Source organism: Lysinibacillus sp. AR18-8 (genome assembly GCF_001705465.1).
In the GTDB taxonomy this organism is placed as follows: Bacteria; Bacillota; Bacilli; order Bacillales_A; family Planococcaceae; genus Lysinibacillus; species Lysinibacillus capsici.
Genome location: NZ_MDGU01000051.1, coordinates 1 through 16,200, shown reverse-complemented (window position 1 = coordinate 16,200; position 16,200 = coordinate 1). Strand labels below are relative to the sequence as shown.

Below are 16,200 nucleotides of genomic sequence, written 5' to 3'. Positions count from 1 at the left end.
TCGATGTTTTGAAGGAGGGTAAATAAAATGATCGAAATTGAAAAACCAAAGATTGAAACGGTGGAGATCAGCGAAGATTCCAAATATGGAAAGTTTGTTGTAGAACCGCTTGAACGCGGATATGGAAACACTTTGGGTAATTCTTTACGTCGTATCCTTCTGTCTTCATTACCAGGAGCTGCTGTCACTTCAATTCAAATTGATGGTGTTCTTCACGAATTCTCAACTGTAGAAGGCGTAGTAGAAGATGTAGCTTCAATCATTTTGAACGTGAAAAAACTAGCTCTTAAAATCTACTCTGACGAAGAAAAAGTTATTGAGATTGATGTTAAAGGCGATGGTACAGTTACGGCTGCTGACATTACACATGACAGTGACGTAGAAATTTTAAACCCAGATCTATATATTGCAACAATCGCTAAAAACGGTCATTTACGTATGCGTATGTATGCACAACGCGGCCGTGGTTACACTCCTGCTGATCAAAACAAACGTGAGGATCTTCCTATCGGCGTGATCCCGATCGACTCTATTTACACTCCAGTATCACGCGTCAATTTCCAAGTGGAAAATACTCGTGTTGGTCAGTCTTCTGACTACGACAAACTTTCTCTTGATGTGTGGACAGATGGCAGCATCGGTCCGAAAGAGGCGATTTCGCTCGGAGCAAAAATTTTAACCGAGCATCTTAACATCTTCGTTGGCATGACAGATGAGGCACAAACTGCTGAAATCATGGTCGAAAAAGAAGAAGATCAAAAAGAAAAAGTTTTAGAGATGACTATCGAAGAGCTTGATCTTTCTGTTCGTTCTTATAACTGTTTAAAACGCGCTGGTATTAATACAGTACTAGAACTTGCGAATAAATCAGAAGACGACATGATGAAAGTTCGTAACCTTGGACGCAAGTCATTAGAAGAAGTAAAAGCGAAGTTAGAAGAGCTTGGTTTAGGATTACGCAAAGAAGACTAAGCGATTTAAACACAACTAACAAGATCAGATTTTTTTCTATAAAGGAGGGAAACATCCATGGGTTACAGAAAACTTGGTCGTACAAGTTCTCAACGTAAAGCGATGTTACGTGACTTAGCTACTGATTTAATCATCAACGAGCGTATCGAAACTACTGAGGCTCGCGCTAAAGAAGTACGTAAAGCTGTTGAAAAAATGATTACTTTAGGTAAACGCGGAGATTTACATGCACGCCGTCAAGCTGCTGCATTTATCCGTCGTGAACTAGTAACAACGACTGATGCAGAAGGTAACGAATCAACATCATTTGCACTTCAAAAGTTATTTGATGATGTTGCACCACGTTATGCTGAGCGTCAAGGTGGTTACACTCGTATTCTTAAAGTAGGTCCTCGTCGTGGCGACGGTGCACCTGTTGTTGTGATTGAACTAGTTTAATCATAAGAGAAAACTTGTGGTGAAGAGGGTGGGAATCACCACCCTCTTTCTTTATAAATGATTTATACGACAAATAATTAAGCTGAGCGTTATGATGAGCGGACACTTATTAGTGTGGCGTCTCGTTTAGCTCTCCGCACCTCATTCAGGAGAAATAAGGGCTTGAGCACCCATATTTCTTGTAAATGTAACGACTAGCGCATTTCTATCGAATGAGGTGCGCGCTTTTTTATTAGATTAGATGGCGCCAATTTGTGGTGCTTTTTTTAATATATGGGTGTTATTTTGTTATTTATTAAACCAATATCAATTTGAGTTGTTATTGTAGTATTTTTCTTTTATCGACATACGGATTGTAGTAGAATTCATACATAAAAAAGTGTAAGTTAATTAGTAGAGCTGAGCGTAGGGAGAGGAGTTCTAGATATGCCTGAAATTTTATCTTTAAATAATGTAACTTTTTCATATACACCAGAAAATCCAAATAGTCGTAATGCTGTTGAAAATGTTAGCTTTGCTGTGGAAGAAGGTGAGTGGATTGCTATAGTAGGACATAATGGTTCTGGTAAGTCCACTATTGCCAAGCTGATGAATGGTTTATTGTTTCCTCAACAGGGAGATGTACGAATATTGCGAGAACCCTTGAATGAAGAAAATCTTTGGGAATCTCGCTCCTTAATGGGAATGGTCTTTCAAAACCCTGACAATCAATTCGTTGGAGCAACGGTACAGGATGATGTAGCATTTGCCTTGGAAAACAACGGTATCCCCTTTGAAGAAATGATAAAACGTGTACATGCGGCACTCGAACAGGTAAAAATGAGTCAGTTTTTAGACCATGAGCCACATCATTTATCTGGTGGACAAAAACAGCGTGTAGCCATTGCTGGGGCACTTGCATTAAAGCCGAAGCTTTTAATTTTAGATGAGGCTACATCCATGTTAGATCCTCAGGGGCGTGCAGAGGTGTTACAAACGGTTCAAACATTACGTGCAGAAACAGGATTAACAGTTTTATCTATTACCCATGATTTAGAAGAGGCAATGTTAGCGGATCGTGTTCTTTTTATGAATGATGGTAAGAAATTTGCAGAAGGTACACCTGCTGAAATCTTTGCACTTGGGGACAAGCTAGTTGAATTTGGACTAGATTTGCCATTTGCCTTGAAGTTATCAAAGCTATTGCAAAAGGAAGGTGTTCCATTAATGGGGCAACATATGACAGAAGAAGAGTTGGTGAATGATTTATGGACATCAAACTTCAACAAGTAAGCTATGCCTATGCACAAGGAACGCCCTTTGAAAAACGGGCATTATTCGATGTGGATTTTGACATTCCATCTCATACTTATCAAGCGATAATTGGCCATACCGGTTCTGGGAAATCAACGATTTTGCAGCATTTTAACGCGCTACTAAGACCTACTTCAGGAGAAGTACATATAGGGGATCGTCTTATTGTAGCTGGGAAAAAAGCAAAGGATTTAAAAACTGTAAGACAAAAGGTCGGCATTGTCTTTCAATTTCCAGAGCATCAACTATTTGAAGAAACCGTGTTGAAGGACATTATGTTTGGCCCAATGAACTTTGGTATATCAGAGGAGGAGGCTGAAGCTCGTGCAAGAGAACTTGTCAGCTTAGTCGGTTTGCCAGATAACGTTTTGGATAAATCACCGTTTGATTTATCAGGTGGTCAAATGCGTCGAGTAGCGATTGCAGGCGTTTTGGCGATGGACCCTGAGGTTATTGTCTTAGATGAACCAACAGCAGGTCTTGATCCACGTGGTCAAAAGGAAATTATGGATATGTTTTATCAGCTCCATCAAGAACGTCATCTCACAACCATTCTAGTAACCCATAGTATGGAGGATGCAGCTCGATATGCAGATAATATTGTGATTATGCATGAAGGAAAGAATGTCTTAAGTGGATCACCACGAGTTATTTTTAAAGATGTTGCAACATTAAAGGAATTCCGTTTAGAGCCACCACGTATTGTCCGCTTTCAGCAAAGGATTGAGCACATGATGGGGCATTCCTTGTCTAAGGTTTGCTTAACAGAGGAAGAGCTTGCTGCTGAAATTGCTCAGGCCCTTAGAGAGGAGCGTGCAGAGTCATGATGGAAAAAATGATCTTTGGTCGCTTCTTACCTGGTGATTCACCTGTACACAAACTTGATCCACGGTCAAAGCTGATCTTTGTGTTCGCCTTTATTATTATTGTGTTTTTAGCCAATAATACCGTGACATATGCTATGTTACTCGCATTCACGCTACTGATTGTATTAGTATCGCGCATTCGTCTATACTTTTTAATAAATGGACTCAAACCAGTACTCTTTTTGATGGCCTTCACATTCCTTCTTCATATTTTCATGACGAAGGAAGGCGTCCCCGTGTTTGAATCAAAATTCATTACGATTTATGACGAAGGGATTAGGCGGGGAATATTTATCTCAATTCGTTTTCTAGTATTAGTATTTATGACGTCAATCTTAACATTAACTACATCACCGATTTCCATTACAGATGGTATCGAGGTTCTACTGAATCCCTTAAAAGCAATAAAAGTACCCGTACATGAATTGGCTTTAATGATGTCCATCTCATTACGCTTTATTCCAACCTTAATGGATGAGACGGATAAAATTATGAAGGCACAAATGGCAAGAGGCTCTGATTTATCATCTGGGCCAATTAAGGACCGTATAAAGGCAGTAGTACCATTGCTTGTGCCTCTCTTTGTCAGTGCATTTAAACGGGCTGAGGATTTAGCAACAGCGATGGAAGTAAGAGGCTATCGCGGTGGTGAAGGACGCACTAGGTACCGTAGGTTAAAATGGGATATGGGGGACACATTTGCGATTGTGTTATTAGTAGCAATAGGCGTATTGCTATTCTTCTATAGAAGTTAAAGGAGTAGGCTATATGCGACGATTAAAAGTAATTATAAGCTATGATGGCACACTTTTTTCGGGCTATCAGGTACAGCCAGGTGAACGCACAGTGCAGGCTGAGCTTGAGCGTGTTCTAGCTATTATGCATAAGGGAGAACAGGTTAAGGTAACTGCAAGTGGTCGTACAGATGCTAAAGTACATGCGACAGGGCAAACATTGCATTTCGACACACCACTTGCCATTCCAGCAGAAAAATATAGTAAGGCTTTGAATGTGCAACTGCCAAGAGATATTCGTGTATTATCGGTTGAGGAAGTGGCACATGACTTTCATGCGCGTTACGATGTGGCTGGAAAAAGATATCGCTATATTTGGTCTTGTGAGCCTATCCAAAGTCCATTCCGCAGATATTATACTGTGGAGACAAATGGGGTCAAACCTAACGTAGAGGCGATGCAAGAGGCAGCTAAGGCTATTATTGGTACACATGACTTTTCTTGTTTTTGCGCGGCGAATACAAGCGTGAAAGATAAAGTACGCACAGTAACATTGTTACAATTTGAATGGCATGGTGAAGAGCTACATATGGTGATTGAAGGGAATGGCTTCTTATATAATATGGTACGGATTATTGCAGGTACTCTTTGGGAGGTTGGGATAGGTCGACGTAAGATTGACAATGTGTCCCATGTAGTTGCTTCAGGTAATCGTGATAAGGCGGGAAAAACCGCTCCACCCCAAGGGCTATACTTAGAAAAAGTGTTCTATTAGTGGCGTTCTACAATTCTGAACAACTTCACCAGGTGTTTAATGAAATTGCTTGACTTTAAAAGTCATTCATTATATGATAACAGATGGTATTTTCATTACCACCACAAATAAGCCCCGAAACTTATAGTGTAGTCTAATGAAAAATAACGGTAATCGAATCGATTAGGAGGATATATACATGCGTACAACATTCATGGCTAAAGGTCACGAAGTAGACCGTAAATGGTTAGTAGTTGATGCAGAAGGCCAAACTCTTGGACGTTTAGCTTCTGAAGTAGCTGCAATCTTACGTGGTAAACATAAACCAACATTCACACCAAACGTTGACACAGGTGATCACGTAATCATCATCAACGCTGACAAAATCCATTTAACTGGTAACAAATTAGAGGGTAAATTATACCGTCACCACACTCAATTTGCGGGTGGTTTAAAAACACGTACTGCTGGTGAAATGCTAGATAAGTACCCAACAAGAATGATCGAATTAGCAGTTAAAGGAATGCTTCCTAAAAACTCTTTAGGTCGCAAAATGTTCACTAAACTTAATGTTTACACTGGAACAGAGCATCCACATGCTGCACAAAAACCAGAAGCATACGAGCTTCGCGGATAATATAAATTAAGAGGAGGATATTACTTTGGCACAAGTTCAATACATCGGCACTGGTCGCCGTAAAAGCTCTGTAGCTCGCGTACGTTTAGTACCAGGTACAGGTAAAATTGTTATCAACAAACGTGAAATCGAAGAATACGTACCATTCGCTGCATTACGCGAAGTAATTAAACAACCATTAGTAGCTACTGAAACTACAGGAAGCTATGATATCCACGTAAACGTTAACGGTGGTGGATACACTGGTCAAGCTGGTGCTGTTCGTCACGGTATCGCTCGTGCTCTACTTCAAGTAGACCCAGATTTCCGTGCTGCATTAAAATCAGCTGGATTACTTACTCGTGATTCACGCATGAAAGAACGTAAAAAACCAGGTCTACGCGGCGCTCGTCGTGCACCTCAGTTCTCAAAACGTTAATATCGTTGTTATATCAACGATTTCAAGCTCTTCTCAGGTTTACCTGAGAGGAGCTTTTTTTACGTCGATAACAAAAACAATATGATTTGTTCAGAATTTGTTTAACAGCCCTATGATAGGATGCCTAAGAGGACTAATGAAATACAGGTGAAAGTCATATTGCATAATGGATTTCATTTTAACTAACTGATAGTTTGATGTTATATATAATTGTGTTCAAATAGGGGAGGGGTGATAGTGAAAAAAAATATTAGCATTACTTTGGCCATTATCATGCTATTTATTATCGTATACTTTATTGGCAATGGAGAGTATTTTGTTAGTAGTAGTCAGCCGATTGCGCAGAATGGGATCGTTACGATTGAAGAAAAAGAACTACAAGAAAAGACTATTTTAAAACTAGATGGAGAATGGTCTTTCTATCCAAATATCTTAATAGCATCAAGCGATTCATTCGACGCGTACGAGAGGGATAAAATACCAATTGAGGTACCAGCTACTTCGAATAGCTTTGTAGAACCAAATGAGGAAGGGCTTACTGTAGGAACGTATCATGTTAAGATAAATGTACCAGTTGAAGGGGAATATGGATTATACATTCGTTCAATTCGTCAATCTAACCGTGTTTTCATAAATGGAAAAGATGTAGGTAGTAAGGGGAATCCGAGTGAAACCTTAAAGGACTTTAAGTTCGAAAATGATGATAAATATACGGTGTTTGCACCAAGTGAGAATCTAATGCTTGATATAGTGATTCATGTGGGGAATTATAATTATCCAAAAGCTGGTATTACTTTTCCTATTGAGTTTGGAACAAAGGAAGCTATTCAAAGAGATTTTAGCATGAAAATTTTAGCAGAATCGTTTGTATGTATTGGTTATATTGTATTCGGTGCAATTTATATTATATCGTATAGTCAAAATCGGAAGCGTAAAGAAGAATTGTTTTTGGGGTTATTCACTATATTATTCGGACTGTACATGTCGTTTACAAATGAAAAAATATTTTTCCTTATTTTTACACATTTAACTATAAATGAACAAGTACGTTTACAATTAGGGATTTTACCACTTGTTGATGTTTGTTTAGCATTATTTCTCTATTATTTGTATCCGGAGTTTATGAGGAAAAAAGCGATTTATATTATTAGTATTTTGTTAGGTTTACTTTTTTTTATCTATGGGATTTACAACCCGATGACAAAAAATAGTATGATTATACCAATAGAAAATCTAGTTCTTTCCCAAATAATCTTTGCAGTAATTTTTATTCCAGTTGGGCTTTATAATGTGTTTGTGCTATTACGTGTGCTTATGAAAGGTGTAGATGGCTCACGTTATATTCTAATTCTTTTAGTATCTCTTACTTGTTATACTTTTTTAATGGTAATGTATTACATTTTTGATATACCTATGGTTTATAGTGAACAATTATTGTTTATTTTTACACTCTATAGTTTTGCATCTCTGCTTAGCTTCCGAGCAAATACTTCTTTTAAGGAAGTTCAAGCGTTATCGGAAGAGCTTTTGATGCATAATCAAATGAAGGATGAGTTTTTATTGAAAACGTCTCATGAATTACGTACGCCTTTAAATGGTATTTTAAATATATCCAAATCATTAATGGAAGGTGTACAAGGACCTTTAAAGCGTGAGCAACAAGAAAATGTCATTTTAATACATAATGTCGCGCAACGTTTAGGTTATTTAGTAGAGGATTTATTGATTTCTTCGAATCATATGACCGGAGAAGTTCGTGTTATCCCTCGTGTTGTTCCGATAAGCGTAATTGATGAAGTAATTGAGGAAATTCGTAGTTTAATGTCGAGTGATACATCCATAAGGTTAATGAGTGCAGTAGATTCTAATTTACCCCATATGTATACAGATGAATTACGATTGAAACAAGTGCTTTATAATTTACTCTATAATGCTCTGCAACATACAAAACATGGGCAAATTACAGTCTTAGCTAGTGTACGTAATGATTATATGGAAATACAAGTAAGCGATACTGGAATTGGTATACCATCACAAGACTTAGATCGAATTTTTAATTCTTTTTATCAAGTAAAGAAAGGTAAAAAAAGTGGGGGTCTTGGGTTAGGATTAAGTATCTCAAAAAATATAGTAGAACAGTTAAATGGGGAAATTCATGTAACAAGTACATTAGGTGTTGGAACAATTTTTACATTTACGGTGCCACTTGCCACCCTCGAAAAACTAGATATTGAAACACAACACCAGATAGGCAATCGAGCAGATAATACTATACTACAGCTAGATTTACCATTAATGCATAAAGGTAATGACAAAGCCATACTCATTGTTGATGATGATCATGTGAATATAAAAGTACTAGTGGACGCATTAATTCAAAAAGGCTATACCGTTATTGGAGTAGATAATGGGTTTGAAGCGATAGATTATATAAAGAAACATAAAGTAGATTGTATGTTAGTCGATTTAATGATGAATGGTATGTCAGGCTATGAATTATGCAAACAAGTACGAAAGCAATACGATATGTTGGAATTACCGATTATAGTTTTAACAGCAATTATGCAGCATTCGGATTTAGTGTTATCTTTACAAGTTGGGGCAAATGATTATCTGCAAAAACCGATTGCGATGGATGAATTACTAGTGCGTATTCAATCATTACTAGCGGTTCGACAATCTTCCATTGATGCGATTGAAGATGAAATGAATTATTTATATGCGCAAGTAACTCCTCATTTTGTCTACAATACACTTAACACTATTATCGGCTTAAGCTATACAAATATAGAGAATACACGAGAGGCGTTATACAGTTTAGCCACCTATTTCCGTGCCAAGCTAAATGTCCATTATCGTAACAGCATGGTTTCAATAGAAGATGAAATAGATCTTGTAAAAGCATATCTCTATATTGAAAAAATGCGCTTTGGTGATCGTCTTACAGTTGCGTATGATATTGATGAGTCCATTCAATCTTTGATTCCAGCATTATCAATTCAGCCTATAGTTGAAAATGCAGTTTTTCACGGGATTTCGAAGAAAAAAGAAGGTGGTACTATTGAGGTGAGTGTGCAACGAGAAGGTCAATTTATACGTATTAAAATTTATGATAATGGGGTCGGTATCTCAGAAGAAAAGTTGCAACGATTAGTAAATGAAGAAAACTCACGTATTGGATTTACGAATCCTTTGAAAAAATTTAAGCTTATGAGAAATGCCAGTTTTCGTATATATAGTGAAGAAGGAAAAGGAACTACTGTTATTATTCTATTACCAGAAGAGAATTCGTAACCTTTACAAATGGCGTACCGTTTAAAGATGATTTGGTCTTTACGGAGTCAGAGGCAGACGAAACATCTATCCTAAGACTCTTTCTACTTTCGAGGAAAGAGTCTTTTTGTCATTCCATCATAAAAAGCAATCTGTGAAGTAACCCAAAGATTGCTTAACGTTATTTCTTTTGAAATTGCAGGTGAAATTGATGCAACAGGTAAGCTAATTCCGAAGTGAGGCCATCTAGAAAAGTATATGAAAAAATCTCCTATAGTGTTAAAGCTTCTTTTAAAATTTGTTCAATCTCATAAAAGCCTAGTTTTTTTGCATGCTGCAATGGTGTGACACCATCTTGATCTCCAATAGTTATATCAGCACCATGATCCACCAATAATTGCACAATTTCTTGATGTTTCTCCCCACCATTGCCTAATATGACTGCCTCCAATAGAGCTGTCCAATGCAAATTATTAATGTGATTGACATGAATTTCCGAGTGATTAAGTAGCTCTCGGACCACCTCAACATGTCCACGTTCGGATGCAGGGATGATGGCAATTCCACCAAAGCGATTAGTTAGCTTTGTATCTGCCCCTGCAGATATGGCAAGTTTAACGATTTCTAAATAGCCTGATGCCCCTGCATGTAAAAGTACGTTCTCAAGGTTATTATCTCTAATATTAATATCAGCACCATGTTGAATGAGCACCTTCACAGTATCCACCTGGTTATTATAAGTGGCAGCTAAGACAGGGGTTCTTCCATTGTGATCCGTTGTATTAATATTGATGCCTTTTTGCAGAAGTGCTAATACTTTATCAGTATCACCGTTCGCTGCTGAAAGTATTAATTGATCATTCATTTTTCCACCCTCTTTTCTTTGGTTAAAACAGCCAAATGACTAATGGTATATCACTGTAGCCTACTTTTCCGTTTATAAAAATATGGTAACATGTTGCGAATTATACGAGTAATATTAAAAAGATATGCTAGGCTTAGCTTTTTCCTATAATAAATAATGTTGAAGTACTCGTTTGTGAGAAATGTCGATCACCCATAAATTAAGTATATGTAGAAAAAAATAAATAGCTTTTTACATAAACCTCACTATTAGTGTACAGATTTAATATATATTAAAAATATTTTCGTATAAGTTTATGTTTTTTTAAGAAATTATTTAGGGGGAGTTTAACATTCCACTTTAATATAGTTTTTAGAAGGTACAACAAACCTTTCATTTTTAAAAATTGTCATTATGGGTTTGATGTAATTCAAAATATAAACTAACCGATGGAGGTAAGTAGGTATGAAAAAATTATTAATAGTATCTGTTGCAGCTATTGCATTACTGGCAGCGTGTCAAGATAAGGAGCCTGCAAAAGGCAATAAGACAAATAGTGAGGAAGTTAAAACAGAAAGTACAGTAACAGAAAATACTGCCAAAGAGCAATTAACAAAGGGACAAGAAATGGCTAATGTTCTAAGTAGTACAAATTGGCAAGGTACAAAGGTTTATGATCAAGATCACAATGATTTAACGGCGGAGAACGCAAACTTCATTGGCTTAGCAAAATATGATGCCCAGACAGGTCATTATGAATTCTTTGACAAGGCTACAGGTAAAAGCCGTGAGGATAAAGGGACATTCTTTATCACAAATGATGGGAAACAAAGAATATTAATTTCCGAATCAAAAAACTACCAAGCAGTTGTCGAGATCACTGAGCTAAACGATAGTATCTTTACTTATAAGAGAATGGGTAAAGATGCTGCGGGCAATGATGTAGAAATATTCGTGGAACATATTCCATATAAAGAAAAAGAACTGGCATTTACTGATTCCGATAAAACGTTAGATGCTTCAACAGGTGAAATTGTTACAGACGTTGACGGAGATAAAATTCTCGCTGATACACTATGGCATGGAACAGTTGTGTTAGATGAAGCGGGTAATGATGTAACAGAATTCAATTCAAATTTCATTAGCATTGCAAAGTATGATGCAAATACAAATAAATATGAGTTCTTTAATCCTGAAACAGGTGAAAGTCGTGGAGACTATGGTTACTTTAATGTCATTCATGATAATAAAATAAGAGCGCATGTTTCTGTCGGTGATAATAAGTATGGTGTAGCTCTTGAAATTACAGAAATCAACGATAAGAAGTTCACGTATAAACGAACAGGTAAAGACAAAGATGGCAATGATATAACTGTATTTGTAGAGCATGAGCCATATACAGGTGAATTCAAACCTACTTTTACAAACCAATAAAATTCTTCCTCCCTTAATATAGAAGAAATTAAAACTCTCAAGTTTGTGACTTGGGAGTTTTTTTTACTTTCTGGCATAGTTCATCCACTAATTTCGTACACTAAATGTAAAAGGGTGGTGTATATGGGTGAAGCGCTGGCTTGCACTAGGAGTAATTATGCTTATGAGTATAGTGGTCGTGGCATATGAAACAAATGCTTCGGACCGTAACTTCTTCTTACCGGACCCACTTGGTGGCATAAAAATTGTCATTGATGCAGGGCATGGTGGTGAGGACGGAGGAGCTTCAAAGGGCGAAGTGATTGAAAAGGATATTACACTTGCAATTGCTCAGCATGTAGAGAAGCAATTAAAGAAAAAAGGCGCAACGGTTATAATGACACGAACAAAAAATGGTGATGTAATCGATGAGCATGCGCCATCAGAAAAATATGGAACAATGAGAGAACGGAAAAAGCAAGATATCTTCCTAAGAAAGGATATCGTGGAAAAGGAAAAGCCTGATGTATTTATAACTATTCATGCAAATGCCATTCCTGAAACAAAATGGCGTGGCGCACAGGTATTTTACCATAAGGAAGGACATGCTGATGGAGAGATTCTTGCCAAGAGTATTCAACAATCCATTCGCACTAATTTAAAAAATACAGACCGTGAAGCATTGTCTATTAAGCAAATCTATTTATTGAAGAAAGCGGAAGTACCTGCAGCTTTAGTGGAGACTGGTTTTATTAGTAATGATGAGGAACGAGCATTATTAGTGGACAAAAACTATCAAGAAAAAATGGCAGATGCCATAGTTGAAGGTATAGAAGACTATTTATTAGCCAAAATTGAGTAGAGCAACATCTACAACGTAAATCAAATCATTATGATATACTAATATTGAGACAATATAAGGGGAGTGTTCGTCGTGATTACTGAACAACAAGTACGAGAAATACTGGGACAACTACAAGATCCATTTTTACATAAATCGCTTGCAGAAACAGATGGTATTACGAACGTAGCAATAAAAGAAGAAAAAAATCATGTCAGTGTAAAAATTGCCATTGCTAAACTGAATACACCGGAACAATTACAACTACAAATGAAAGTTGTTGAGGTGTTGAAAGAAGCAGGTGTAAACACTGTTGGTATTCGTTTTGAAGAACTATCAACAGAAAAATTGCAAAGCTTCCGTGGCACAGCAACAGAGTCGGAAGCACAAGATATTTTATCTCCATTAAGCACAGTCCAAGTAATTTCAATTGCTTCTGGTAAAGGTGGAGTTGGTAAATCGACAGTATCAGTAAACTTAGCTGTTGCTTTAGCTCGTCTAGGAAAGAAAGTCGGCTTAATTGACGCAGATATTTATGGATTTAGTGTACCTGATATGATGGGTGTAACGGATATGCCTAAGGTAGTCGATAATCGTATTTTCCCAGTAGATCGCTTTGGGGTAAAAATGATTTCAATGGGCTTCTTTGTAGAAAATAACGCACCGATCGTATGGCGCGGACCAATGCTTGGTAAAGTATTAGATCAATTCTTCCGTGATGTTGAGTGGGGTGAATTAGATTATCTATTATTAGATTTACCTCCTGGCACAGGTGACGTTGCATTAGATATCCATCAAATGTTGCCATCATCAAAAGAAATTGTTGTAACAACTCCACACCCAACAGCAGCATTTGTTGCAGCTCGTGCAGGGGCAATGGCGCTTCAAACAGACCATGAAATTTTAGGAGTTATCGAAAACATGGCTTGGTTTGAATCTAAATCAGGTGACCGAGAATTTGTCTTTGGGCAAGGAGGAGGACCAAAGCTAGCTGACGAACTACGTACAGAGTTGCTTGGACAAATCCCGCTTGGGCAACCAGATTGGACAGATGAAGATTTTGCTCCTTCTGTATACGCTGAAAAACATACAACAGGACAAATTTATTTAGACATCGCGACGAAAATCATCGATAAATTAAATAAATAATAAAAAACGGATTTCCACCAGTTTTATGGGGAAATCCGTTTTTACATTACCAAGGTTACTCGGTACTTTTCTGTCCCTTATCCGATCCGCCACCACTATCGCCACTCGCTTCTTTCTTATCGCCACTTCCTGATGAACCTGTTTCGCCACTTTTCTTAATAAGTTCCTGCCATTTAGATTGCATTAAAGGGCTTTCGATCGTTTCCTTTACAACTTCCTCCATTTGCTTGCGCATATTGGATGATTTAAGGATAGTCTCCAACTGCTTTTGCATATCGGGTTGCCCGAAAAATGCCTCCATATCCTTTTGGAAAGTCGGATCTTTTATTAAGTTCTTCATAATATCCTGTTGCTGTTTTTGCATACTTTTCGCAACAGTTTCTTTAAACTTTGGATCTTCAAAGGTTTTTTTCCAAAAGTCTTCTGCTTCCTTGGAAAGTAAAGTTTCCTCGGTAGCTTTTTTCACTTCATCATGCTCTAAAATCAAGAGCTCACGGAAACTCGGCTCTTCTAAAAGCTGTCGCAATGCCTTTTTACCATCCTCTGTTTGTAAAGAGTCAATCATGATTTTTTTTATTTCATCATAGGACATGGTAGAGGTTTTATCTTGTGAACAGGCAGAAAGAAAAAGCATTAGAATCAGTAATAAGGTGAATTTTCGCATCGACAATCAGTCCTTTCTCTAGATAGACTCTTTCAATTATTGTTCACATTTCTCAGGACTTTATGTATTGGTTAGGATGAGAAATAGCTTTTTTAACAAGGCATTGATAAAATAAGGACAGATATATTGAGAAATTGGGGGACTTTTAGTTGTGACGATACGAAATTGGGCAAAGTTTTTCTTCTTTGCAATGCTCGTTGGTGGTGCAGTCAACGGAGTTTTTAGTTTATTTATTCGCTGGGAATTCTTCCAACCATACATAGCAAACGGTCAATGGGGTGAGTTTTTCGCTGGACTTTTATGGATGGTTTTCTTAGGGTTTACAATGAGTGTTATAGCGCAAGCTGGCTTTTTTGCTTATTTAACACTTCATCAGGTAGGTGTTAATATTTTTAGAACACTGACATTATGGAATTGGGTACAGCTATTATTAATTGCCATAACGATTTTCGATATAATTTTCTTCCGCTTTATTCCTGGTGTGAAGGATGGGCAAAGCTGGTTGTTCTATGTAGGACTATTAATTGTCCTCATTTTTGGGGCAATAGCAACAGCTGTTCAAAAAGTAAAATTAACAGGGAAAAAACATGTAATGATTTCGGCACTATTCTTTATGATTGTCATTACAACGTTGGAATGGACAATTGCCTTGATGGGTCGCGATGAAAATATTAATGAGTATGTTGCGCTTTTATTATTCCCATTATTGGCGGTTAATGCGTATCAATTATTAGTATTACCTAAATATAATGCAAAATCTGATGAAGATCGTCAAAAATTAGAAGCACGACGCCAAGCTCGTCGTGAACAGGCTAAAAACGCATAAGGAAAAAATTGCCTCGCTGTATTGGAGGCAATTTTTTTATGGCGCTTTTTTAGTTTGAACCTTATAACCAAATATATTTTCTTCAATCGACATAAACTTATGCTGTTGTATGAGAGTGTTAAGCTCTTTAAAGGATATTTGATTATTTTGATGGAGCGGGAAAAAGACAAAATCACCTTTTTGTAATTTCGGAGTTTTTTCACCTTGCCAAATAAGCGAAGGAGATAGTAAATTCATTTGTTGTTGGAATAAGGCTTTCTGTAAATCCTGTGAATATTGATGATTTCGGGTAGCAAACCATAAAGGTTTTTCTTTTAAATATTTTTCGTAAGTATCAATATCCTTTTGGATGAGTGCAATGTCAACGGGTTCTTCTACTGAATCATCCGGCCCAAGTAATCCTGTAGGCAATTTTCGTTGTTGGATAATTTTTAAATGATCGGGTGACCGTTTTATCCAACCAGCATCTAAAAGTAGAAGTGGATAAGGCTCTTTCACCGTTTGGAGCCATTCTAATAGAGAGTCATCAGAGAAAGAGATCTCTACAATAAGAGATGTGCCATAATGTCCTTTTGTGACCACTACTGGTGCATTCGCAATATTAAATACAGAAATCATCGTTGAATTTATAGGCTTTAAAAAGGCAAAAAGCATTACAATTAAAAGCAGTGAAATCAACGTTTTACGGACCATAATGATAACCTCGTTTCTAAAATTAAAATAAAAAATGAATCTCTTTAAAAAAACTTATGATTTAGTGTTGACTTTCATGAATAATCGATGTTATTATGTATAAGTCGCCAAGAGGTGACAACGAAATAAAGAAACATGAACCTTGAAAACTGAACAAGCAAAACGTAATCAATAAAGTTTTAAGTAGCTAGCTTCGGTTAGTTAACAAAACAAAAATTTTGGACATCAAACATGATGCCAGCAAAACAATTTGAGCTAATCAAATTTCTTTTATGGAGAGTTTGATCCTGGCTCAGGACGAACGCTGGCGGCGTGCCTAATACCTGTCTCTTATACACATCTGACGCTGCCGACGATCTTACGCGTTGAGAACTAGGTAGTGCAC

At 37.1% G+C, this 16,200-nt stretch carries 15 protein-coding genes and 1 pseudogene; 13 read left to right on the top strand and 3 right to left on the bottom strand.

Annotated features, from left to right (window positions below; translation table 11 throughout):
* Window positions 1-27 precede the first annotated feature (27 nt).
* The 9 genes from BFM98_RS20800 (at window position 28) to BFM98_RS20760 (ending at window position 9,406) form a co-directional block, all read left to right on the top strand.
* A complete protein-coding gene (locus BFM98_RS20800; protein ID WP_004233733.1) occupies window positions 28-972 on the top strand; it encodes a DNA-directed RNA polymerase subunit alpha in 945 nt (314 codons plus the stop codon).
* 57 nt (window positions 973-1,029) lie between these two features.
* Window positions 1,030-1,410: a 50S ribosomal protein L17 gene (gene rplQ, locus BFM98_RS20795; protein ID WP_008181938.1), complete on the top strand. Its 381-nt coding sequence runs from the start codon at window positions 1,030-1,032 to the stop codon at window positions 1,408-1,410.
* Between the two features lie 426 nt (window positions 1,411-1,836).
* A complete protein-coding gene (locus tag BFM98_RS20790) occupies window positions 1,837-2,682 on the top strand; it encodes an energy-coupling factor ABC transporter ATP-binding protein (RefSeq protein WP_066038307.1) in 846 nt (281 codons plus the stop codon).
* A complete protein-coding gene (locus tag BFM98_RS20785; protein WP_048395573.1) occupies window positions 2,658-3,530 on the top strand; it encodes an energy-coupling factor ABC transporter ATP-binding protein in 873 nt (290 codons plus the stop codon). The genes BFM98_RS20790 and BFM98_RS20785 overlap by 25 nt, the downstream gene beginning before the upstream one ends.
* On the top strand, window positions 3,527-4,324 hold the full coding sequence (locus tag BFM98_RS20780; RefSeq protein WP_004233739.1) for an energy-coupling factor transporter transmembrane component T family protein: 798 nt from the start codon (window positions 3,527-3,529) through the stop codon (window positions 4,322-4,324). Before BFM98_RS20785 ends, BFM98_RS20780 begins: the two co-directional genes overlap by 4 nt.
* A gap of 13 nt (window positions 4,325-4,337) precedes the next feature.
* Window positions 4,338-5,078 carry a tRNA pseudouridine(38-40) synthase TruA gene (gene truA, locus BFM98_RS20775; protein WP_066038306.1) on the top strand — a complete coding sequence of 247 codons (741 nt, stop codon included), beginning with the start codon at window positions 4,338-4,340 and terminating at the stop codon, window positions 5,076-5,078.
* 178 nt (window positions 5,079-5,256) lie between these two features.
* The gene (gene rplM / locus BFM98_RS20770) at window positions 5,257-5,694 is read left to right on the top strand and encodes a 50S ribosomal protein L13 (RefSeq protein ID WP_004233742.1); all 438 of its coding nucleotides are present in this window, start codon (window positions 5,257-5,259) and stop codon (window positions 5,692-5,694) included.
* 25 nt (window positions 5,695-5,719) lie between these two features.
* A complete protein-coding gene (gene rpsI, locus BFM98_RS20765) occupies window positions 5,720-6,112 on the top strand; it encodes a 30S ribosomal protein S9 (RefSeq protein ID WP_004233744.1) in 393 nt (130 codons plus the stop codon).
* Window positions 6,113-6,349: 237 nt separating this feature from the next.
* Entirely contained in the window at window positions 6,350-9,406 is a 3,057-nt protein-coding gene (locus BFM98_RS20760) for a sensor histidine kinase (protein WP_066038305.1), read from the top strand.
* A gap of 250 nt (window positions 9,407-9,656) precedes the next feature.
* Here the strand turns inward: BFM98_RS20760 and BFM98_RS20755 are convergent, their stop codons facing one another.
* A complete protein-coding gene (locus BFM98_RS20755) occupies window positions 9,657-10,250 on the bottom strand; it encodes an ankyrin repeat domain-containing protein (protein WP_066038304.1) in 594 nt (197 codons plus the stop codon).
* Window positions 10,251-10,835: 585 nt separating this feature from the next.
* Between BFM98_RS20755 and BFM98_RS20750 the strand changes: the two are divergent.
* From BFM98_RS20750 to BFM98_RS20740, 3 genes and pseudogenes are all read left to right on the top strand, one after another.
* Window positions 10,836-11,663: pseudogene (locus BFM98_RS20750) on the top strand (DUF4822 domain-containing protein); the annotation flags it as partial.
* A 127-nt stretch (window positions 11,664-11,790) separates the two neighbouring features.
* Window positions 11,791-12,504, top strand: a complete 714-nt coding sequence (locus tag BFM98_RS20745; protein ID WP_004233756.1) for an N-acetylmuramoyl-L-alanine amidase — start codon at window positions 11,791-11,793, stop codon at window positions 12,502-12,504.
* A gap of 72 nt (window positions 12,505-12,576) precedes the next feature.
* On the top strand, window positions 12,577-13,632 hold the full coding sequence (locus BFM98_RS20740) for a P-loop NTPase (protein WP_004233758.1): 1,056 nt from the start codon (window positions 12,577-12,579) through the stop codon (window positions 13,630-13,632).
* 55 nt (window positions 13,633-13,687) lie between these two features.
* On the opposite strand, the gene gerD is transcribed toward BFM98_RS20740, so the two are convergent.
* Window positions 13,688-14,296 (bottom strand): spore germination lipoprotein GerD, encoded by a 609-nt coding sequence (gene gerD / locus BFM98_RS20735; RefSeq protein WP_004233763.1) that lies wholly within the window; start codon window positions 14,294-14,296, stop codon window positions 13,688-13,690.
* A gap of 151 nt (window positions 14,297-14,447) precedes the next feature.
* Here gerD and BFM98_RS20730 point away from each other — a divergent pair, with 151 nt between their 5' ends.
* The gene (locus tag BFM98_RS20730; protein WP_054548969.1) at window positions 14,448-15,122 is read left to right on the top strand and encodes a KinB-signaling pathway activation protein; all 675 of its coding nucleotides are present in this window, start codon (window positions 14,448-14,450) and stop codon (window positions 15,120-15,122) included.
* A 36-nt stretch (window positions 15,123-15,158) separates the two neighbouring features.
* On the opposite strand, the gene BFM98_RS20725 is transcribed toward BFM98_RS20730, so the two are convergent.
* Window positions 15,159-15,815 carry a hypothetical protein gene (locus tag BFM98_RS20725; RefSeq protein ID WP_066038303.1) on the bottom strand — a complete coding sequence of 219 codons (657 nt, stop codon included), beginning with the start codon at window positions 15,813-15,815 and terminating at the stop codon, window positions 15,159-15,161.
* Window positions 15,816-16,200: the final 385 nt, after the last annotated feature.